Source organism: Pseudomonas sp. MDT2-39-1 (genome assembly GCF_054898085.1).
Genome location: NZ_CM142716.1, coordinates 4,448,661 through 4,470,710 on the forward strand (window position 1 = coordinate 4,448,661; position 22,050 = coordinate 4,470,710).

Sequence of the window (22,050 nt, forward strand, 5' to 3'; positions counted from 1 at the left end):
GGAAGTGACGCCACCCGAGGTCATCGGTTTCAGGCTTTGGCGCGGTCCAGCAGGTATTGGGTCAGCAACGGAACCGGACGGCCAGTGGCGCCCTTGTCCTTGCCGCCGCTGGTCCATGCGGTGCCGGCGATGTCCAGGTGCGCCCAGTTCAGGTTCTTGGTGAAGCGCGACAGGAAGCAGGCTGCGGTGATGGTGCCGGCTTTCGGGCCGCCAATGTTGGCGATGTCGGCGAACGGGCTGTCCAGCTGCTCTTGGTACTCATCAAACAGCGGCAGTTGCCATGCGCGGTCGTCGGCAGCCTTGCCGGCGCTCAGCAGTTGATCGATCAGCTCGTCGTTGTTGCCCAGCAGGCCGGAGGTGTGGGAACCCAGGGCAACGACGCAAGCGCCGGTCAGGGTCGCGATGTCGATCACGGCTTGCGGCTTGAAGCGCTCGGAGTAGGTCAGTGCATCGCACAGCACCAGACGGCCTTCGGCGTCGGTGTTGAGGATTTCAACAGTCTGGCCGCTCATGGTGGTGACGATGTCGCCTGGGCGCGAAGCATTGCCGCTCGGCATGTTCTCGGCGCAGGCCAGGATGCACACCAGGTTGATCGGCAGTTTCAGCTCGAGCACGGCGCGCAGGGTGCCGAACACGCTGGCCGCGCCGCCCATGTCGTACTTCATTTCATCCATGCCGGCGCCTGGTTTCAGGCTGATGCCGCCGGTGTCAAAGGTGATGCCTTTGCCGACCAGTGCGTATGGCTTCTCGGATTTCTTGCCGCCGTTGTATTGCATGACGATCAGGCGCGGAGGCTGGGCGCTGCCCTGGCCCACGGCGTAGAACGAGCCCATGCCCAGTTCCTTGATCTTCTTCTCATCAAGGACTTCGACTTTCAGGCTTTTGAATTCCTTACCCAGGTTCTTGGCTTGTTCGCCGAGGAATGTCGGGTGGCAGATGTTCGGCGGCAGGTTGCCCAGGTTGCGGGTGAATGCCATGCCGTTGGCAATCGCAGTGGCGTGGGCCACGGCGCGCTCGACTTCGGCCTGTGCAGCCTTGATGGTCACCAGGGTGATTTTCTTCAGGGAACGAGGTTCGGCTTTCTGGCTCTTGAACTGGTCGAAGGTGTATTCGCCGTCCACCAGGGTTTCGGCCAGCAGGCGGATTTTGCCGTAGCTGTCGCGGCCTTTGATCACGACTTCGTCCAGCGCCAGCACGGCGTCGGTGCCGCCCAGGCCTTTAAGGGTGTTGAGGACGCCAGCGATGATTTTACGGAACGGGCGGTCACCCAGCTCTTCGTCCTTGCCTACGCCGACCAGCAGAACGCGCTCGGCCTTGAGGTTAGGCAGGCTGTGCAGCAACAGGCTCTGGCCGACTTTGCCGGCCAGGTCGCCGCGCTTGAGTACCGTGCTGATCGCGCCGCCGCTCAGTTCGTCGAGTTGTTTTGCCACGGCGCCGAGCTTGCGGCCTTCGCCGACGGCGACCACCAGAGTGGCGGTCTTCAACGTTTCTGGGCTAACGCTTTTTACAACCAGTTCCATGTCCGGGTCCCTGAATTAATGGTCAACGTGCGCGGGTAAAACGGCGGCGCACAGACGCTTGCTTATAAATAGAAAGACGCAGGTCACGGCCCGCGACAAAGGCCGCAGTTTGAACCTCGCTCACTGCGCCTGACAACCCTCGGTTGTACGATCTTCAACGCATTACCCGCCTGCTTGAGCATGCGCAGTGACAGGCGCACTCAATCACAGGATAATGCGCCAACTTTTTCGGCGGCCCTGCCCTGCGGGCTGTCTGATACGTTTGCTTGTTTGGCCGCCTTAGCCTGACAACCCTGGAGTGTCTGGTTTGATTGTCTTCCGTTATCTGTCCCGCGAAGTCCTGTTGACCTTGAGCGCCGTCAGCGCCGTGCTGCTGGTCATCATCATGAGCGGTCGCTTCATCAAATACCTCGCCCAGGCGGCCTCGGGCCTGCTGGATCCGGGCTCCCTGTTCCTGATCATGGGCTTTCGTCTGCCAGGTTTCCTGCAGCTGATCCTGCCACTGGGCCTGTTTCTCGGGATCCTGCTGGCCTACGGTCGGCTGTACCTCGAAAGCGAAATGACTGTGTTGTCGGCCACCGGCATGAGCCAGCAACGTCTGCTTGCCATGACGCTGTTTCCGGCCACGCTGGTTGCGCTGGTCGTGGCCTGGCTGAGTCTGAGCCTGGCGCCACAAGGTGCCAATCAGTTCCAGTTGCTGCTGAACAAGCAGGACGCGCTGACCGAGTTCGATACCCTGGAGCCGGGTCGTTTTCAGGCCCTGCGCGACGGTACCCGGGTGACCTACACCGAGCAGCTGTCGGATGACCGCATCAATTTGGGCGGTGTGTTCATTTCGCAAAAAAACATCAGCTCCGATAAGAAGGATCGCGGGATTTCCGTGCTGGTGGCTGAGAAGGGTCGTCAGGAAATCCGCCCTGACGGCAATCGTTATCTGATTCTCGACAACGGCTATCGCTACGACGGTAACCCAGGGCAGGCCGACTACCGGGCGATCAAATACGAGGAGTACGGCGTATTGCTGCCCAAGCCGGACGTCAGCGACGAAGTCACCGACCGCGATGCAATGACCACCCGTTCCTTGATCGGCAGCGATGACATCCGCTCGCGCACTGAACTGCAATGGCGTCTGTCCCTGCCATTGCTGGTGTTCATCGTGACCCTGATGGCGGTGCCGCTGTCGCGGGTCAATCCACGCCAGGGGCGTTTCCTCAAGCTGCTGCCGGCGATTCTTCTTTATATGGCTTACCTGAGCATCCTGATTGCCGCGCGCGGCGCCCTCGAAAAAGGCAAGATCCCGCCGGCGCTGGGGTTGTGGTGGGTGCACGCAATTTTCCTGGCCATTGGCCTGGGCTTGCTCTATTGGGAGCCGTTGCGCTTGAAGATGGCGAGTCGCCGAGCTGCACTGGAGGTGGCCCGTGGTTAAGTTGGATCGCTACATCGGTAGCAGCGTATTCGTAGCAATCCTGGCGGTACTGGGGATTATTCTTGGCCTGGCGACGTTGTTTGCCTTCATCGATGAGATGAGCGAGGTCAGCGATACCTACACCTTGATCGACGTTTTGAGCTACGTCTTGCTGACTGCGCCCCGTCGTTTGTACGACATGTTGCCAATGGCGGCGCTGATCGGTTGCCTGATCGGCCTTGGCAGCCTGGCCAGCCACAGCGAGCTGACCATCATGCGCGCCGCCGGCGTGTCGGTCGGCCGGATCGTCTGGGCGGTCATGAAGCCAATGCTGGTCCTGATGGTGGTGGGTGTGCTGATCGGCGAATACGTCGCGCCGGCCACCGAAGTCACCGCTCAGGCCAACCGCTCCCTGGCTCAGGGTGGCGGCGATGCGCAGAGCGCCAAGCATGGTCTGTGGCACCGCCAGGGTGATGAGTTCATTCACGTCAACTCTGTGCAACCGAACGGTTTGCTGTACGGCGTCACCCGTTATCGTTTCGATAATGAGCGTCATATGCTGTCGTCCAGCTTCGCCAAGCGGGCGAAGTTCGATCAGGATCACTGGCAGTTGAGCGACGTCACCACCACGCTGTTCCATGAAAAGAGCACCGAAGTGGTCACCACCCCTGACGAGCGTTGGGATGTCGCCTTGAGTCCGCAACTGCTGAGCACGGTGGTGATGTCGCCTGACACGCTGTCGATCAGCGGCCTGTGGGGTTACATCCACTACCTGGCTGACCAGGGGTTGAGCAACGGCCGTTACTGGCTGGCGTTTTGGGTCAAGGTGTTGCAGCCGCTGGTGACCGCGGCGCTGGTATTGATGGCGATTTCCTTCATCTTTGGCCCGTTGCGCTCGGTGACCCTCGGTCAGCGGGTGTTCACTGGCGTGCTGGTCGGCTTCACCTTTCGCATCGTCCAGGATTTGCTGGGGCCTTCGAGCCTGGTGTTCGGATTCTCGCCGCTGTTTGCGGTGCTGGTTCCGGCCGGCGTCTGTGCCTTGGCCGGTGTCTGGCTGTTGCGCCGAGCCGGCTGATCACGGGTTTTTCCCGACCCCGCGGGTCACAAAAAACGCCCCTGTCGCAAGACCGGGGCGTTTTTGTAAGTGCCGTCTGACCTGCGAACGTGACGCTTGCGCCGTGGATCAGGTACAATTCCCGGCTATTTTTCGGCGGGCTATGCCTGCAGCCTTTTTGAGTGTTGATCCGTGAGTGATTTGAGTCATATCCGCAATTTCTCCATCATCGCCCACATTGACCATGGCAAGTCGACGCTGGCCGATCGCTTCATCCAGATGTGTGGCGGCCTCGCCGAGCGCGAAATGGAAGCCCAGGTGCTGGACTCCATGGACCTGGAACGTGAACGCGGGATCACCATCAAGGCCCACAGCGTCACCCTGTATTACACCGCTCGCGATGGCATCAAGTACCAGCTGAACTTCATTGACACCCCGGGCCACGTCGACTTCACCTATGAAGTCAGCCGGTCGCTGGCGGCCTGTGAAGGCGCGTTGCTGGTGGTCGATGCCGGTCAAGGCGTTGAAGCGCAATCGGTTGCCAACTGCTACACCGCGATTGAGCAGGGCCTGGAAGTGATGCCGGTCCTGAACAAGATCGACCTGCCGCAGGCCGATCCGGACCGCGTCAAAGAAGAAATCGAAAAAATCATCGGCATCGATGCCACCGATGCGGTCGAGTGCAGTGCCAAGACCGGTCTGGGCGTCGACGAAGTGCTCGAGCGCCTGGTCAAGACCATTCCTGCGCCAACCGGCAACTATGAAGATCCGCTGCAAGCGTTGATCATCGATTCCTGGTTCGACAATTACCTGGGCGTTGTTTCCCTGGTGCGCGTGCGCCACGGTCGCGTGAAGAAGGGCGACAAGATCCTGGTCAAATCCACCGGCAAGATCCACCTGGTGGACAGCGTCGGTGTCTTCAACCCGAAACACACCGCCACTGTTGACCTGAAGGCCGGCGAAGTGGGCTTCATCATTGCCGGCATCAAGGACATTCACGGTGCACCGGTCGGTGACACCCTGACCTTGAGCTCCACGCCAGACGTTGACGTGCTGCCAGGCTTCAAACGCATTCAGCCGCAGGTCTACGCCGGCCTGTTCCCGGTCAGCTCCGACGACTTCGAAGATTTCCGTGAAGCCCTGCAAAAGCTCACGCTCAACGACTCGTCCCTGCAGTACACCCCGGAAAGCTCCGACGCCCTGGGCTTCGGCTTCCGTTGCGGGTTCCTCGGCATGCTGCACATGGAAATCATCCAGGAGCGCCTGGAGCGCGAGTACGACCTGGACCTGATCACCACGGCGCCGACGGTTATTTTCGAGCTGTTGCTGAAAACCGGTGAAACGATTTACGTCGACAACCCGTCGAAGCTTCCAGACCTGTCCTCGATCGAAGACATGCGCGAACCGATCGTGCGGGCCAACATTCTTGTGCCGCAAGAGCATCTGGGCAACGTCATTACCCTGTGCATCGAGAAGCGTGGTGTGCAGCACGACATGTTGTTCCTCGGTACGCAGGTCCAGGTGACCTACGATTTGCCGATGAACGAAGTGGTCCTCGACTTCTTCGACCGTCTGAAGTCCACCAGCCGCGGTTATGCTTCGCTGGATTACCATTTCGACCGTTATCAATCAGCTAATCTGGTGAAACTGGATGTGCTGATCAACGGTGACAAGGTCGACGCCCTGGCGCTGATCGTGCACAAGGATAACGCGCACTACAAAGGTCGCCAGTTGACCGAGAAGATGAAAGAACTGATTCCGCGCCAGATGTTCGACGTCGCGATCCAGGCCGCCATTGGCGGGCAGATCATTGCGCGGACCTCCGTCAAGGCTCTCAGAAAGAACGTATTGGCCAAATGCTACGGCGGTGACGTAAGCCGTAAGAAAAAGCTGCTTGAAAAGCAGAAGGCCGGTAAAAAACGCATGAAGCAAGTCGGCAACGTGGAAATTCCACAAGAAGCCTTCCTTGCGGTGCTCAGGTTGGATAGTTAGGTCCTATGTCGCTAAATTTCCCGCTGTTGCTGGTCATCGCCGTGTTCGTCTGCGGCCTGTTGGCGTTGCTCGATCTGCTGTTCCTGGCGCCTCGGCGCCGGGCTGCCATCAACTCCTATCAGGGGAGCGTCAGCCAGGCTGACATGGTGGTCGTCGAGAAACTGAACAAAGAGCCGCTGCTGGTCGAATACGGCAAGTCGTTCTTCCCGGTGTTGTTCATCGTGCTGGTGCTGCGTTCGTTCCTCGTGGAGCCGTTCCAGATTCCTTCCGGCTCGATGAAACCGACCCTGGACGTCGGCGACTTCATTCTGGTGAACAAGTTTTCTTACGGGATCCGCCTGCCGGTGCTCGACAAGAAAGTCATCGAAGTCGGTGATCCGCAGCGCGGCGATGTGATGGTGTTCCGCTACCCGAGCGATCCGAACGTCAACTACATCAAGCGTGTGGTGGGCCTGCCGGGTGACCAGATTCGTTACACCGCCGACAAGCGCTTGTTTGTCAACGGCGAATCGATTGCCGAACAACGGGTCGGCTCCGAGCCGGGCACGCTGGGCAGTGCCGAGCTCTACAAGGAAAAACTCGGCGTGGCCGAGCACTTGATCCGCAAGGAAATGAGCCGCTACCGCGCAACGCCGGACCATTCGTGGACCGTGCCGGCCGGGCACTATTTCATGATGGGCGACAACCGCGACAACTCCAACGACAGTCGCTACTGGGATGATCCGAGCATTCCCAAGGATCTGCTGGGCATGGTTCCCGACAAGAATATCGTCGGCAAGGCCTTCGCAGTCTGGATGAGCTGGCCGGAACCCAAACTCAGTCACCTGCCGAATTTCTCGCGGGTTGGCCTGATCAAGTAATCACACACGGCGCTATTGAACACAGCGCCGAATGCATTTCTGGAGTCGACACAATCGGCGCCGAAAGCATGAAGCCAATGATATTCAGGACGTTATTTTTGAACACAGCGTTAATTGTCCCAAGCCTGCGCCGCACCACGGCCATGGCGGTGGAATCCAGCCACGAACTCAGCGTGGGTAAACCGTGAGCGTCTCCTTAAGCCGTCTAGAGCGTCAGCTCGGCTACACCTTCAAGGATCAGGAACTGATGGTCCTGGCCCTGACTCACCGCAGTTTTGCCGGGCGCAACAACGAACGCCTGGAATTCCTCGGTGATGCCATCCTCAACTTCGTCGCTGGCGAGGCGCTGTTCGATCGCTTCCCGCTGGCCCGCGAAGGCCAGTTGTCGCGTTTGCGCGCACGCCTGGTGAAAGGTGAGACGCTGGCCGTACTGGCCCGCGGTTTCGACCTGGGCGAATACCTGCGCCTGGGCTCCGGTGAGTTGAAAAGCGGCGGCTTCCGTCGCGAGTCGATTCTGGCCGATGCCCTGGAAGCACTGATTGGTGCGATCTACCTCGATGCTGGCATGGACATGGCGCGCGAGCGCGTGCTGGCCTGGCTGGCCGGTGAGTTCGAAGGCCTGACGCTGGTCGACACCAACAAAGATCCAAAAACCCGCCTGCAGGAATTTCTGCAATCGCGTGGTTGCGAGCTGCCGCGTTACGAAGTGGTGGATATCCAGGGTGAGCCGCATTGCCGGACGTTCTTCGTCGAATGTGAAATCACCTTACTGAATGAAAAAAGCCGAGGTCAGGGTGTGAGTCGTCGTATTGCCGAACAGGTAGCGGCCGCCGCAGCACTGATTGCCCTGGGTGTGGAGAATGGCAATGACTGATTCAACTGCAACTCGCTGTGGCTATGTTGCCATCGTCGGCCGTCCCAACGTGGGCAAGTCCACGCTGCTGAACCATATCCTGGGTCAGAAGCTGGCGATCACTTCGCGCAAGCCGCAAACCACCCGTCACAACATGCTGGGCATCAAGACCGAAGGCGCCGTGCAGGCGATCTACGTCGACACCCCGGGCATGCACAAGGGCGGCGAAAAGGCTCTGAACCGCTACATGAACAAGACCGCTTCGGCGGCGTTGAAAGACGTCGACGTGGTGATCTTCGTGGTTGACCGCACCAAATGGACCGACGAAGACCAGATGGTTCTCGAACGCGTCCAGTACGTGACCGGCCCGCTGATCGTGGCGCTGAACAAGACCGATCGCATCGAAGACAAATCCGAGCTGATGCCGCACCTGACCTGGTTGCAGGAACAGTTGCCGAACGCGCAGATCATGCCGATCTCGGCCCAGCACGGGCACAACCTCGAAGCGCTGGAGCGTGTGATTGCCGGCTACCTGCCGGAAAACGATCACTTCTTCCCGGAAGACCAGATCACCGACCGCAGCAGCCGCTTCCTCGCCGCTGAACTGGTACGCGAGAAAATCATGCGCCAGATGGGCGCCGAGCTGCCGTACCAGATCACGGTCGAAATCGAAGAGTTCAAGCAGCAGGGCAAAACCCTGCACATCCATGCCTTGATTCTCGTCGAGCGTGACGGTCAGAAGAAAATCATCATCGGCGACAAGGGCGAGCGGATCAAACGCATCGGCACCGAGGCGCGCAAGGATATGGAGCTGCTGTTTGACTCCAAGATCATGCTCAACCTGTGGGTGAAAGTGAAAGGCGGCTGGTCTGACGACGAGCGCGCTCTGCGTTCGCTGGGTTACGGCGATCTGTAACCCGGTCGACGCTGCACCGTATAACCTCTGTGGGAGCGGGCTTGCTCGCGAAGACGATGTAACATTCAGCATTGATGTTGACTGTCACACCGCATTCGCGAGCAAGCCCGCTCCCGCATTGGTTTCGGGTTGTTTGTAAAACTGCGTTCCGTCATTGAGAACTCCATGTCCCAGCCCATCGGCCAACCCGCTTTCGTGCTTCACAGCCGCGCCTACCGCGAAAGCAGCGCGCTGGTGGACTTCCTCACGCCGCAAGGTCGGCTGCGGGCGGTGTTGCGTAGCGCGCGGGGCAAGGCCGGGACATTGGCCCGACCATTCGTGCCGCTGGAAGTCGAGTTTCGCGGACGTGGCGAGCTGAAGAATGTCGGACGCATGGAAAGTGCGGGTACTTCTACATGGCTCATCGGTGAGGCCCTGTTCAGTGGCCTCTACCTCAATGAACTGCTGATCCGCCTGTTGCCCGCAGAAGACCCGCACCCTGGCGTGTTCGATCACTATGCCGCGACGTTGCTCGCGCTGGCCGAAGGGCGCCCACTGGAACCGTTGCTGCGATCCTTCGAATGGCGCCTGCTCGACGACCTCGGTTACGGCTTCGCCCTGACCACCGACATCCACGGCGAGCCCATCGCCCCGGACGGTCTGTACCGATTGCAAGTGGACGCCGGCCTGGAGCAGGTGTACTTGCTGCAACCCGGCCTGTTCAACGGCACCGAGCTGTTGGCCATGGCCGACGCTGACTGGACCGCGCCCGGCGCATTGTCCGCTGCCAAACGTCTGATGCGCCAGGCGTTGGCCGTTCACCTGGGCGGTCGTCCCCTCGTCAGCCGCGAACTGTTTCGCAAGCCCTGATCACCCCGTATGCTGTGCACCGAACTTCCCTATCTTCAGGAGCGCTTCCTTGACCACCAGCAATCGCATTCTTCTTGGCGTGAACATCGACCACGTTGCCACCCTGCGTCAGGCCCGGGGCACTCGCTACCCGGATCCGGTCAAGGCAGCACTGGACGCGGAAGAGGCGGGCGCTGACGGCATCACCGTGCACCTGCGCGAAGACCGCCGGCACATCCAGGAACGCGACGTGCTGTTGCTCAAGGACGTGCTGCAAACCCGCATGAACTTCGAAATGGGCGTCACCGAAGAAATGATGCTGTTCGCCGAGCGCATCCGCCCGGCGCACATTTGCCTGGTCCCGGAAACCCGTCAGGAACTGACCACTGAAGGTGGCCTGGACGTAGCGGGACAGGAAGTACGGATTAAAGCAGCGGTGGATCGCCTGTCAAAGATCGGCTGTGAAGTGTCGCTGTTCATCGATGCTGACGAGCGGCAGATCGAAGCGTCCCGTCGTGTGGGTGCGCCGGCAATCGAATTGCACACCGGTCGTTATGCCGATGCCGAGACGCCGACTGAAGTGGCTGAAGAGCTTAAGCGTGTGGCGGATGGCGTCGCGTTTGGCCTGGCTCAGGGGTTGATCGTCAATGCCGGTCACGGACTGCATTATCACAACGTTGAAGCCGTGGCCGCGATCAAGGGCATCAACGAATTGAACATCGGCCATGCGCTGGTGGCCCATGCGTTGTTCGTTGGGTTCAAGTCGGCTGTTTCGGAGATGAAGGCATTGATCCTGGCCGCCGCAAAAGCCTAAAAACCCAACATAACACCCCTGTGGGAGCGGGCTTGCTCGCGAATGCGGTTTAACATTCAACATCTTCGTTGACTGACACACCGCTTTCGCGAGCAAGCCCGCTCCCACATTTGATCTCGGTTGTTCTGTCAGAGCTGCGGGGTTTCCTGATTCGGCTTGGTCTTGTCGACCCCAGGTACATGCAGGTTGCCCTCGGCCACCTGATTGCCTTCAAGTTGCGGTTGCGTCACCCACGTCAGGATGTCGTAGTAGCGACGGATGTTCGCCACGAAATGCACAGGCTCGCCGCCCCGGGCGTAGCCATAACGCGTCTTGCTGTACCACTTCTTCTCTGACAGCCGCGGCAGGATCTTCTTCACGTCCAGCCACTTGTCCGGGTTCAGACCTTCCTTGGCCGCCAGTTTGCGTGCGTCATCCAGGTGACCGCCGCCAACGTTGTAGGCCGCCAGTGCAAACCAGGTGCGATCCGGCTCCTGGATCGACTCATCCAACTGATCCTTCACGTAGGCCAGGTACTTGGCGCCGCCCATGATGCTTTGTTTGGGGTCCAGTCGATTGGAAACGCCCATCGCCTGCGCGGTGTTCTGGGTCAGCATCATCAGTCCGCGCACGCCGGTCTTCGATGTGACGGCCGCTTGCCATAGCGATTCCTGATAGCCGACCGCGGCCAGCAGGCGCCAATCGACTTTCTCTTTCTTGGCGTACGCCTTGAAGTGCTGTTCGTATTTGGGCAGACGTTGTTGCAAGTGTTGGGCGAAGGTATAGGCGCCGACGTAGCCGAGCACATCGACGTGCCCGTAATAGCGGTCTTTCAGGCGTTGCAGGGTGCCGTTCTTCTTCACCTTGTCGAGGTAGGCGTTGATCTCGTTGAGCAAGCTGTTGTCGTCGCCAGAGGCCACGGCCCAACTCTGGTTGCTGGCGTCACCGAGGTCGAAGGCTACCCGCACCTTGGGGAAGTAGACCTGGTTCATCGCCACTTCGTTTGAGTCGACCAGGGTCAGATCAATCTGACCTTCATCGACCATGCGCAGCAGGTCGACGACTTCAACCGCGTCGGACTCTTCGTATTCAATGCCTGGATATTTCTTTTTCAGCTCCGCCAGTTGCCCGGCGTGGGTGCTGCCCTTGAGCACCATGATCTTCTTGCCGACCAGGTCGCCCGCGTCGGTCGGCCGCGATTGGCCGTTGCGGTAGATGATCTGTGGGGTGACTTCCAGGTAGGAGTGGGAAAACCGCACCTGTTGTTTGCGTTGCTCGCTGCTGACCAGACCGGCAGCAGCCAGCACCGGGCCGTTAGGCTTGCCCACCTGACTGAACAGGTCGTCAAGGTTGTCGGCGGTCTCGATCTTGAGCTCCACCCCCAGATCGTCGGCGAAGCGCTTCACCAGCTCGTATTCGAAGCCGGTTTCACCGTTGCGATCCTGAAAGTAGGTGGCGGGGCTGTTTCGGGTAACCACCCGCAGCACGCCATCCTCCTTTATGCGCTCCAGTGTGTTGGGTTTATCAACACAGCCACTGAGCATCAGGAAGAGTCCGGTTGCGATCAGCCATTTGGCGTACCGCGGACGCAAAGCCGTTGGGGAAAACATCTGCGCAGTATACGCAAAGGACCACGAGCGCCATATCTCGACAGCGAAGGGCTTGTCTGGTAGGGCGCGGGAAACCCGCGTGGAGCCCGCAGGAATGGGCCCGGACCGCATTTTGTGACAGAAAAAATAACCGTCGCAGAACACAGGTTTCAGGTCCGGATACCCGGCCCGACGTTCGGGTACAGCCATGCGTACCGTTTCGGGTGCTGTCGCGGGCGGTTTAGGCTAGAATGCACGGCCTCAAAGCACACCCCTTCCCGAGGCTGTCCCGAAGATGTTGATCCTGCGCGGCGCTCCTGCCCTTTCTGCCTTTCGCCACAGCAAACTCCTTGAGCAACTGAGCCAGAAGGTCCCGGCTGTCAGCGGCTTGTATGCTGAATTCGCTCACTTCGCTGAAGTTACCGGCGTCCTGACCGGCGACGAACAGCAGGTGCTTGCGCGCCTTCTGAAGTACGGTCCAAGTGTTCCGGTACAAGAGCCGACCGGTCGTCTGTTCCTGGTGTTGCCGCGTTTCGGCACCATCTCGCCATGGTCCAGCAAGGCCAGCGACATCGCTCGCAACTGCGGCCTGAGCAAGATCCAGCGCCTGGAGCGCGGCATCGCGTTCTACGTGGCCGGCCAGTTCAGCGACGCCGACGCTCAGCTGATCTCCGATGCGCTGCACGACCGCATGACCCAGATCGTATTGGGCAACCTCGAACACGCCGCCGGCCTGTTCAGCCACGCCGAGCCGAAACCGCTGACCGCGATCGACGTGCTGGGTGGCGGCCGCGCCGCGCTGGAAAAAGCCAACACCGAGCTGGGCCTGGCCCTGGCCGAAGACGAAATCGACTACCTGGTCAACGCCTTCGTTGGTTTGAAGCGCAACCCGCACGACATCGAACTGATGATGTTCGCCCAGGCGAACTCCGAGCACTGCCGTCACAAGATCTTCAACGCCAGTTGGGACATTGATGGTCAGAGCCAGGAAAAAAGCCTGTTCGGCATGATCAAGAACACCTACGTGATGCACAGCGAAGGCGTGCTGTCGGCTTACAAGGACAACGCTTCGGTGATCGTCGGTAACGTCGCCGGCCGTTTCTTCCCGGACCCTGAAACCCGCCAGTACGGCGCGGTGCAGGAACCGGTGCACATCCTGATGAAAGTCGAAACTCACAACCACCCGACCGCGATTGCCCCGTTCCCGGGCGCGTCCACTGGCTCCGGCGGCGAGATTCGCGACGAAGGCGCTACCGGTCGTGGCGCCAAGCCAAAGGCTGGCCTGACCGGTTTTACCGTATCGAACTTGCAGATCCCGGGCTTCGAACAGCCGTGGGAAGTGCCGTACGGCAAGCCTGAACGCATCGTCACCGCGCTGGACATCATGATCGAAGGCCCACTGGGTGGCGCCGCGTTCAACAACGAATTCGGTCGTCCGGCCCTGACCGGTTATTTCCGTACCTTCGAACAGTCGATCACCACCCCGCGTGGCGACGAAGTTCGCGGTTACCACAAGCCGATCATGCTGGCCGGCGGTATGGGTAACATCCGTGCCGAACACGTACAGAAAGGCGAGATCACCGTCGGCTCCAAGCTGATCGTGCTCGGTGGCCCGGCGATGTTGATCGGTCTGGGTGGCGGCGCTGCTTCTTCCATGGCCACCGGCACCAGCTCAGCCGACCTGGACTTCGCTTCGGTACAGCGCGAAAACCCTGAGATGGAACGTCGCTGCCAGGAAGTCATCGACCGTTGCTGGCAGTTGGGCGACAAAAACCCGATCAGCTTCATCCACGACGTCGGCGCGGGCGGTCTGTCCAACGCCTTCCCGGAACTGGTCAACGACGGTAATCGTGGCGGTCGCTTCGAACTGCGCAACATTCCAAACGACGAGCCGGGCATGGCCCCGCACGAAATCTGGAGTAACGAATCCCAGGAGCGCTACGTTCTGGCGGTCGGCCCAGCGGATTTCGAACGCTTCCAGGCGATCTGCGAGCGCGAGCGTTGCCCGTTTGCCGTGGTCGGCGAAGCCACTGCCGAGCCGCAACTGACGGTCACCGACAGCCACTTCGGCAACAGCCCGGTGGACATGCCGCTGGAAGTGCTGCTGGGCAAAGCCCCGCGCATGCACCGTTCGGCCGTTCGTGAAAACGAACTGGGCGACGACTTCGATCCAAGCACGCTGGAAATTGCAGACTGCGTAGAGCGCGTTCTGCATCACCCGGCCGTGGCCAGCAAAAGCTTCCTGATCACCATCGGCGACCGCACCATCACCGGCCTCGTGGCCCGTGATCAGATGGTCGGCCCGTGGCAGGTTCCGGTGGCCGACGTTGCCGTCACCGCCACCAGCTTCGACGTTTACACTGGTGAAGCCATGGCCATGGGCGAGCGCACTCCGCTGGCACTGCTGGACGCTCCGGCGTCGGGTCGCATGGCCATCGGCGAAACCCTGACCAACATCGCGGCTTCGCGCATCAACAAAATCTCCGACATCAAACTGTCGGCCAACTGGATGTCCGCTGCCGGTCACCCAGGTGAAGACGCGCGTCTGTACGACACCGTGAAAGCGGTCGGCATGGAACTGTGCCCTGAGCTGGGCATTACCATTCCGGTGGGCAAGGACTCCATGTCCATGGCCACGCGCTGGAACGACGAAGGCGTCGACAAGACCGTCACCTCGCCAATGTCCCTGATCGTGACCGGTTTCGCGCCAGTGGCTGACATCCGTCAGACCCTGACCCCGGAACTGCGCATGAACAAGGGCACCACCGACCTGATCCTGATCGATCTGGGCCGTGGCCAGAACCGCATGGGCGCCTCGATCCTGGCTCAGGTTCACGGCAAGCTCGGCTCGCAAGCACCTGACGTCGATGATGCCGAAGACCTCAAAGCCTTCTTTGCCGTGATCCAGGGCCTCAACGCCGACGGTCACCTGTTGGCCTACCATGACCGTTCCGACGGTGGTCTGCTGACCAGCGTGGTGGAAATGGCCTTCGCCGGCCACTGCGGCCTGAGCCTTAACCTCGACGGTCTGGCAGAAACCTCCGCCGACATCGCCGCGATCCTGTTCAACGAAGAACTGGGCGCTGTGATTCAGGTTCGCCAGGATGCCACCCCAGACATCCTCGCGCAGTTCAGCGCGGCCGGTCTGGGGGACTGCGTTTCGGTGGTCGGTCAGCCGATGAACAACGGCGAGATCAGCATCACCTTCAACGGCGACACTGTCTTCGAAGGTCAGCGTCGTCTGCTGCAACGTCAGTGGGCTGAAACCAGCTACCAGATCCAGCGTCTGCGTGATAACGCCGATTGCGCCGAACAAGAATTCGACGTGCTGCTGGAAGAAGACAACCCGGGCCTGAGCGTCAAGCTGAGCTACGACGTCAACCAGGACGTTGCCGCGCCTTACATCAAGAAAGGCATCCGCCCACAAGTTGCCGTGCTGCGTGAGCAGGGCGTCAACGGTCAGGTGGAAATGGCGGCTGCGTTCGACCGCGCCGGTTTCAACGCGATCGACGTGCACATGAGCGACATTCTGGCCGGCCGTGTCGACCTGAACGACTTCAAGGGCATGGTCGCTTGCGGCGGTTTCTCCTACGGCGACGTCCTGGGTGCCGGTGAAGGCTGGGCCAAGTCCGCGCTGTTCAACAGCCGTGCTCGCGATGCGTTCCAGGGCTTCTTCGAACGTAACGACAGCTTCACCCTCGGCGTGTGCAACGGTTGCCAGATGATGTCCAACCTGCACGAGCTGATTCCGGGCAGCGAGTTCTGGCCGCACTTTGTGCGTAACCGTTCCGAGCAGTTCGAAGCGCGCGTGGCGATGGTTCAGGTCCAGGAGTCGAACTCGATCTTCCTGCAAGGCATGGCCGGTTCGCGCATGCCGATCGCGATCGCTCACGGTGAAGGTCATGCCGAGTTCGCCAGCGAAGAAGCGTTGCTGGAAGCCGATCTGTCGGGTTGCGTGGCGATGCGTTTCGTCGACAACCATGGCAAGGTCACCGAAAACTACCCGGCCAACCCGAACGGCTCGCCGCGCGGGATCACCGGTTTGACCAGCCGCGACGGTCGCGTAACGATCATGATGCCGCACCCGGAACGCGTGTTCCGCGCCGTGCAGAACTCATGGCGTTCGGAAGACTGGAACGAAGACGCACCGTGGATGCGTATGTTCCGTAATGCGCGCGTCTGGGTTAACTGATAGCTGTGTATAAGCTCGGTTTTTTCGTTCCGGCCAGTCATGTCGAGCTGGTCAAGAGTGCTGTGTTCGCTGCCGGTGGCGGGCGGATCGGGGCTTATGATCACTGCGCGTGGCAGGCGTTAGGTTTGGGCCAGTTTCGTCCACTGGACGGTAGTCAGCCGTTTATTGGCGAAGCGGGGCAGGTCGAGCAGGTTGAGGAATGGAAGGTTGAGCTGGTGGTGGTGGATGAGTTGATCGTGGCTGCGGTGGCTGCGCTGAAACTCAGCCATCCCTACGAGACGCCAGCTTATGAAGTGTGGCGGTTGGAAGATTTTTGATCTGATTGCCGCTGAAAGGAAAAACCCGCTGACCTTTACCGGTCAGCGGGTTTTTTTTGGGGCGTTGGAATCTCCAGTGCCTGCCTGAGCCCAGTCGCGGGCAAGCCCGCAGTCACAGATTGCTCAAGTTCCCGATGCTGCCGCAGGTCGGGAAAGCACCTGAGCCTGTTAGTTCTTACAGTAGCCACGCCTCAATGGATGAGGCTTGATGAGCCTCCAATTCGACTCATTCAAAAGGAGCTTCATCCATGACTTCAACAAAAACAGTGGCACCGGTCATCACCAGGATTGAAGGATCCAAAGGGGATATTCCCGACGGAGGTACCACTGAAGACACCATGGTGGACATTTTCGGTACCGCAAAGCATCCTCTGATCGTTCAGTTGTTCAACAATGGCGACTCGCTAGGGGCAGCCACCATAGACGCAAATGGCGAATGGTTTTTCAGGTTGGTCGACCTGAATGTGGGAGAGCATGCAATTACGGCAGAAACTGTTGAGGGAACGTCTCCTGCCTGGAAATTTAAAGTGGAGGCACCACAGGAGAAACGCTGAATCCAGTTTTCCTCTATCAGAAAAAAACCGCTGGGTCGGTGTCGGTCAGCGGCTTTTTATAGGTGCTGGAATCTTCGGTGCCTGCCAAGGCCCCATCGCGAGCAGGCTCACTCCCACAATGGTTCGGTGCACCTAGATCCAATGTGGGAGTGAGCCTGCTCGCGATGGCGGACTGCCAGGCGCCAGAAAATCTAAACCTTGGCACTCACCTCACTACGATTGACCAACGCCTCAAGTGCCCCGCACAAACTCGGTGCCTTGTCACCAATCAACAGCTGCCGACCTTTGATGCTCAGCAGTTTTTGCGTTTCAGGCATTTACCATCCGTCGGATGATAGTGCGTACCTGTTAGTTCTGACAGTTGTCGTAAATGGAGAGACACGGTTTGATGGGTTTCTATAACTCAGCTTTAGAGGACTATTACTATGAGCGTCGAAAATTCAGTTGAGGTGCGTGATCACCTGGGGCAAGAGATTATTGAAGGCAGCACAATCAAACCAGGATTCGTTTGGTTTCATTATGTTTCGGAGCCCGATAATAGGGTTGTCGTGGAGATAAATGGCATAGAGCGGGGGAGTAGCAGCTCATCACCCACCGCGCTGGGTTTTCCATTCGAAAAAGGGTCGCATACTAGTGTGATCAAGTTCCAGCACCAGAACTGGGAAAAAAAATTCTCTTTCACCGTTGTCTAGTGATCGGTAAGGTTGGAAACCGCTCTACTTTCTCAACAAACAAAAACACCGCTGAGTCTGACTGCCCAGCGGTGTTTTATCGTTCATTTTGTTGATCTACAGCCAGACAGAGTTGAATCAATAGCGAGGACGAACTCATGTATTAAACCTTGGCACTCACCTCACTACGATTAACCAACGCTTCCAACGCCCCACTCAAACTCGGCGCCTTGTCACCAATCAGCAAGTGCCAAACACCACCCTCAAGCTGGCTGACCCCCTGACAACCCAGCGCCTTCAAATCAACCTCCGACAACGCCTTGCCATCCGCCAATTGCAGGCGAATCCGGGTCATGGCCACGCAATCCATCTGCAATACATTGTCCCCGCCGCCCAAAGCCTTCAGCCATTGCTGCGCTTCTGAATTCGCCACAGCGGCAGGTTTCGGTGCATCGATAACAGCAGGAGGGGAGGAGACCAGCGCACGTCCCAACGCCGGCATCGCCAATCGAATCTCATCAGCAATACTGTCCGCCATCGGCCCGACCACCACCTGCAAACTCCCGCCCTTGCCCGGACGCACGACCGCCATCGCACCCAGGGCTTTCAACTCTGCGTCGTTTGCCTTGTTGCGATCCACCATGTCTAGGCGCAAGCGTGTGGTGCACGCCCCGACGGTGATCAAATTCTGCGCACCACCCAGTGCCTTGATGTAGGCCCCGGCACGCTCATTCTCGGCGACCACAACCTTGTCGCCCGTCGGCACCTCTTCACGCCCCGGCGTCTTGAGGTTGAAGCGGCGAATGCAGAAATCAAACACCACGTAATAGATCACCGCGTACGCCAACCCCACCGGCACCACCCGCCAGCCGTTGGTGGATTCGCCCCAGCCAAGCACCATGTCGATGAAGCCGCCGGAGAAGGTGAAACCAAGGTGGATGTTCAGCGCATTGGTGATCGCCATCGACAGGCCCGTCAGCAGCGCATGGAGCAAAAACAGAAACGGCGCGAGGAACATGAACGCAAATTCGATGGGCTCGGTGACGCCGGTCAGGAATGAGGTCAGCGCCATGGACAGGAAGATCCCGCCCATGACTTTGCGGCGTTCCGGCAGGGCGTTGCGGTACATCGCCAGGCAGGCGGCGGGCAGGCCGAAGATCATCACCGGGAACATGCCAGTCATGAACTGGCCGCCCTTCGGGTCGCCGGCGAAGTAGCGCGACAGGTCGCCGGTGACCATGGCGCCCGTGGTCGGGTCGGTGAAGTTGCCGAAGACGAACCACGCCATGTTGTTGAGGATGTGGTGCAATCCGGTGACGATCAGCAGGCGGTTGAACACGCCGAAGACGAAGGCGCCGATGCTGCCGCTCTCCATCATCAATGTGCCGAAGCCGTTGATGCCGTGCTGGATCGGCGGCCAGATCAAACCGAAGATCACGCCCAGGCCGACGGCGGCGAACCCGGTGACGATCGGCACGAAGCGCCTCCCGCCGAAGAACGCCAGGTACTCCGGCAGCTTGATGTCCTTGAAACGGTTGTACAGCGCGCCGGCCATCAAGCCGCTGACGATCCCGGCGAGCATGCCCATGTTGATGCTCGCATCGAGCACCTTGAGCGTGGAAATCATCACCAGGTAACCAATGACCCCGGCGAGGCCGGCGGTGCCGTTGTTGTCCTTGGCGAAACCGACCGCGATGCCGATGGCGAAGATCATTGCCAGGTTGGCGAAGATCACTTGGCCGGCGTCATGGATGATCGCGATGTTCAGCAGATCGGTGTCGCCCAGTCGCAGCAGCAACCCCGCAATCGGCAGGATTGCGATCGGCAGCATCAGCGCGCGGCCTAAGCGCTGCAGTCCCTCGATGAAATATTGGTACATGGCGGATCTCCCTGGATTCTTTTAGTTGTTGTTCAGCTCAGAGGCCATTGCTGGTGACAGGCGTGACGCACCGCACTGGCGCTGCTCAACTTGAGCAGATCGTGGCTGATGCGTCGGCATTCGGCAGCGTCGAGGTGTCGCACGCGATCTTTGATTTCACCGATTTGTACCGGGCTGACCGACAGTTCGCTGACGCCCAGGCCGATCAGTACCGGCGTGGCCAGTGGGTCGGAGGCGAGAGCGCCGCAGACGCCGACCCAACGGTTATGCACCGCCGCACCGGCGCAGGTCTGAGCGATCAGCCGCAGCAGCGCCGGGTGCATCGCGTCGACCCGCGAGGCGAGGCCGGCGTGGTCGCGGTCCATGGCCAGGGTGTACTGGGACAAGTCGTTGGTGCCGATGGAGAGGAAGTCCGCATGTTCGGCCAGTTGCTCGGCCAGCAACGCGGCTGCCGGGACTTCGATCATCACCCCCAGCTCCGGGCGTTCACTGACACCGAGTTCAGTGCACAACGCCTCAAGGCGCTGGCGGATGTGCAGCAACTCATCGACCTCGGTCACCATCGGCAACAGCATCCGGCAGCGCGACAGCGGGCTGACGTGCAACAGCGCGCGCAGTTGCTGGTCGAGCAATTCCGGCCGCACCTGTGCCAGGCGAATACCGCGCAAACCGAGCACCGGATTGGCCTCGACCGGCAACGGCAGGTAATCGAGTTGCTTGTCGCCGCCGACGTCGATGGTGCGGATGATCACCGACTTGTCGCCCATGGCGTCGAGCACGGCTTGATAAGCAAGGCTTTGCTCCTGTTCGTCCGGCGCGGTGTTGCGGTCCACGAACAAAAACTCGGTGCGCAGCAGGCCGACGCCATCGGCGCCATTGGCCAGTGCGTCGGCTGCTTCTGCACTGGACGCGACATTGGCGGCGACTTCGATGTGCACGCCATCGAGTGTCAGTGCCGGGGTGTGAGCCTGAGACAGTTGAAGCGCACGGCGTTGCTGATGATCAAGTTGTGCCTGATGCACGTCGGCCAGGCGTTCAGCCGTCGGTGCCAATTCGAGACGACCACCGTCGGCATCCAGCACCACAGACTGGCCTTGCGCCTGGTCCAGCAGCGCAGAACCCAGCGCAACCATGCACGGCAGACCTTTGCCGCGAGCCAGAATCGCGACGTGGGAAGTCGCGCCGCCCTCGGCCATGCACAACCCGGCGACCCCTTGCTGGCTCAGTTGCAGCAAGTCCGACGGCGTCAGTTCATGGGCGGCGACGATGGCGCCAGCCGGCACGTCGTAATGCCAGGCCTCGCCGAGCAAGGCGCGCAGCACCCGCTGTTTGAGGTCGCGCAAATCGTTGGCGCGTTCGGCCAGCAGTGCGCTGCCGAGTTGCTGGAGGACGTCGCATTGCGCGTCGATCGATTGACTCCAGGCGTGCGTCGCGGCCATGCCTTGAACGATAGAGACGTTGGCCGCGTCCAGCAGCGCCGGGTCTTCGAGCAAGGCGAGGTGCGCGGTGAAGATCGCTTCTTCGTCTGTGTTTTTGTGTTTTCTGGCCTGGGCCAGCGTGTGGTCGATTTCGCAGCGTACGGCGCTTAGCGCAGTTTCGAGGGCGCGCAATTGTTGCTCGGAATCGTGGCTGCCGGCATCCAACGGCAGGCTGATGGCGTTCAAGCGAAACAACGGTCCACCGACCAGACCGGGCGCTGCGCAAACACCGTGCAGCACGCCGGCTTCGGCCGTCCGATTGCGTCGGGTGATCGGCGCAGGCGCGGCGGCGTGGCTGTCTTCGGCCAGTGCGGTGGACAAGGCGATCAGCAACGCTTGCAACGCCGCTTCGGCATCCGGGCCCTGGCAGCTGACCTGAACCTCGTCCTGCTCGCCGACGGCCAGGCTCATCAGCCCGATCAAGCTGTCGCAAGTCGCCGATTTGCCGGCGAAATGCAGCTGCGATTTGCTTTTGAACCCTTGCGCGGTCTGACGAATCAGCGCGGCCGGGCGAGCGTGCAGACCGCCACGATGGGCGATGCAGACATGGCCGAAAAGCTCTTCGCCTGAAAGGTCTATGTCTGCCTGCGCGCCCGGCGCCAGCCGGCGAATGATGTGCAGCAGCGGGTCGCCGACTTTCACCGATTTCAGCGTAATGGGCCGCGCCTGAAAGTCTTGGCTGTTGGTCAGGATCATCAGGCTGACCAGGCTTTTGCACTGCTGCGCGACCTTGTCCAGGTCGTAGCGCAACAGCGGCTGGCCGTTGCTGACGCGCGCGCCTTCTTTGACCAGCATCGAGAAGCCTTCGCCCTGCAACTCGACGGTGTCGAGGCCCAGGTGCAGGAGCAATTCGGCACCGTTATCGGCACGCAAGGTGACGGCGTGACCGCTGCGGGCGACGTGCACCACCACGCCCGCACACGGCGCGTGCAGGGTGTCGTTCAGTGGGTCGATGGCGATCCCGTCACCCATGGCACCGCTGGCGAACACCGGGTCCGGGACTTTGGCGAGCGTGAGCACCGGGCCGCTGAGCGGGGCGCTGAGGGTCAGCTCTTTATTGTTGTTATGCATGGCTCGGTCTCATTAAAAATACAGTTCGGATCAACGCGGTCTCTGTAGGAGCGAGGCTTGCCCGCGAAGAACGATAAC

The 22,050-nt window shown here is 60.1% G+C and carries 17 protein-coding genes; 12 read left to right on the forward strand and 5 right to left on the reverse strand.

Annotation, left to right across the window (positions count from 1 at the left end; all coding sequences use genetic code 11):
• Positions 1-29: 29 nt before the first annotated feature.
• A complete protein-coding gene (locus ACYZTM_RS20755) occupies positions 30-1,520 on the reverse strand; it encodes a leucyl aminopeptidase (RefSeq protein WP_461984399.1) in 1,491 nt (496 codons plus the stop codon).
• Positions 1,521-1,827: 307 nt separating this feature from the next.
• Here ACYZTM_RS20755 and lptF point away from each other — a divergent pair, with 307 nt between their 5' ends.
• The 8 genes from lptF (at position 1,828) to pdxJ (ending at position 10,242) form a co-directional block, all read left to right on the forward strand.
• Entirely contained in the window at positions 1,828-2,946 is a 1,119-nt protein-coding gene (gene lptF, locus ACYZTM_RS20760) for an LPS export ABC transporter permease LptF (RefSeq protein WP_461979742.1), read from the forward strand.
• On the forward strand, positions 2,939-4,000 hold the full coding sequence (gene lptG / locus ACYZTM_RS20765) for an LPS export ABC transporter permease LptG (RefSeq protein ID WP_461984401.1): 1,062 nt from the start codon (positions 2,939-2,941) through the stop codon (positions 3,998-4,000). The genes lptF and lptG overlap by 8 nt, the downstream gene beginning before the upstream one ends.
• A gap of 171 nt (positions 4,001-4,171) precedes the next feature.
• Positions 4,172-5,971, forward strand: coding sequence for a translation elongation factor 4 (lepA, locus tag ACYZTM_RS20770; RefSeq protein ID WP_008151572.1), 1,800 nt, complete (start codon positions 4,172-4,174; stop codon positions 5,969-5,971).
• A gap of 5 nt (positions 5,972-5,976) precedes the next feature.
• Positions 5,977-6,831 (forward strand): signal peptidase I, encoded by an 855-nt coding sequence (gene lepB / locus ACYZTM_RS20775; protein ID WP_131062819.1) that lies wholly within the window; start codon positions 5,977-5,979, stop codon positions 6,829-6,831.
• 184 nt (positions 6,832-7,015) lie between these two features.
• Complete coding sequence (gene rnc / locus ACYZTM_RS20780; RefSeq protein WP_010463056.1) at positions 7,016-7,705, forward strand: ribonuclease III; 690 nt, start codon at positions 7,016-7,018, stop codon at positions 7,703-7,705.
• Positions 7,698-8,600, forward strand: coding sequence for a GTPase Era (gene era, locus ACYZTM_RS20785; protein WP_131062818.1), 903 nt, complete (start codon positions 7,698-7,700; stop codon positions 8,598-8,600). The genes rnc and era overlap by 8 nt, the downstream gene beginning before the upstream one ends.
• 165 nt (positions 8,601-8,765) lie before the next feature.
• The gene (recO, locus tag ACYZTM_RS20790) at positions 8,766-9,449 is read left to right on the forward strand and encodes a DNA repair protein RecO (RefSeq protein WP_461957355.1); all 684 of its coding nucleotides are present in this window, start codon (positions 8,766-8,768) and stop codon (positions 9,447-9,449) included.
• 49 nt (positions 9,450-9,498) lie between these two features.
• Positions 9,499-10,242, forward strand: a complete 744-nt coding sequence (pdxJ, locus tag ACYZTM_RS20795) for a pyridoxine 5'-phosphate synthase (protein WP_131062816.1) — start codon at positions 9,499-9,501, stop codon at positions 10,240-10,242.
• 128 nt (positions 10,243-10,370) lie between these two features.
• Here pdxJ and mltF read toward each other — a convergent pair whose 3' ends face one another.
• Positions 10,371-11,831, reverse strand: a complete 1,461-nt coding sequence (mltF, locus tag ACYZTM_RS20800; RefSeq protein WP_461984404.1) for a membrane-bound lytic murein transglycosylase MltF — start codon at positions 11,829-11,831, stop codon at positions 10,371-10,373.
• A 274-nt stretch (positions 11,832-12,105) separates the two neighbouring features.
• Here mltF and purL point away from each other — a divergent pair, with 274 nt between their 5' ends.
• The 3 genes from purL to ACYZTM_RS20815 all read left to right on the forward strand — a co-directional run bounded on the left by purL (position 12,106) and on the right by ACYZTM_RS20815 (position 16,873).
• Entirely contained in the window at positions 12,106-16,002 is a 3,897-nt protein-coding gene (gene purL, locus ACYZTM_RS20805; protein WP_461984406.1) for a phosphoribosylformylglycinamidine synthase, read from the forward strand.
• 5 nt (positions 16,003-16,007) lie between these two features.
• Positions 16,008-16,319: an NGG1p interacting factor NIF3 gene (locus ACYZTM_RS20810; RefSeq protein WP_461984408.1), complete on the forward strand. Its 312-nt coding sequence runs from the start codon at positions 16,008-16,010 to the stop codon at positions 16,317-16,319.
• A gap of 248 nt (positions 16,320-16,567) precedes the next feature.
• The gene (locus ACYZTM_RS20815) at positions 16,568-16,873 is read left to right on the forward strand and encodes a hypothetical protein (protein ID WP_461984410.1); all 306 of its coding nucleotides are present in this window, start codon (positions 16,568-16,570) and stop codon (positions 16,871-16,873) included.
• A 191-nt stretch (positions 16,874-17,064) separates the two neighbouring features.
• Here the strand turns inward: ACYZTM_RS20815 and ACYZTM_RS20820 are convergent, their stop codons facing one another.
• On the reverse strand, positions 17,065-17,190 hold the full coding sequence (locus tag ACYZTM_RS20820; RefSeq protein WP_461989286.1) for a hypothetical protein: 126 nt from the start codon (positions 17,188-17,190) through the stop codon (positions 17,065-17,067).
• Positions 17,191-17,298: 108 nt separating this feature from the next.
• Here ACYZTM_RS20820 and ACYZTM_RS20825 point away from each other — a divergent pair, with 108 nt between their 5' ends.
• Positions 17,299-17,565, forward strand: a complete 267-nt coding sequence (locus tag ACYZTM_RS20825) for a hypothetical protein (RefSeq protein ID WP_461984412.1) — start codon at positions 17,299-17,301, stop codon at positions 17,563-17,565.
• Positions 17,566-17,707: 142 nt separating this feature from the next.
• On the opposite strand, the gene nagE is transcribed toward ACYZTM_RS20825, so the two are convergent.
• Positions 17,708-19,423 (reverse strand): N-acetylglucosamine-specific PTS transporter subunit IIBC, encoded by a 1,716-nt coding sequence (nagE, locus tag ACYZTM_RS20830; protein ID WP_131062565.1) that lies wholly within the window; start codon positions 19,421-19,423, stop codon positions 17,708-17,710.
• A gap of 32 nt (positions 19,424-19,455) precedes the next feature.
• Positions 19,456-21,972 carry a phosphoenolpyruvate--protein phosphotransferase gene (gene ptsP, locus ACYZTM_RS20835; RefSeq protein WP_461984415.1) on the reverse strand — a complete coding sequence of 839 codons (2,517 nt, stop codon included), beginning with the start codon at positions 21,970-21,972 and terminating at the stop codon, positions 19,456-19,458.
• Between the last annotated feature and the right edge of the window lie 78 nt (positions 21,973-22,050).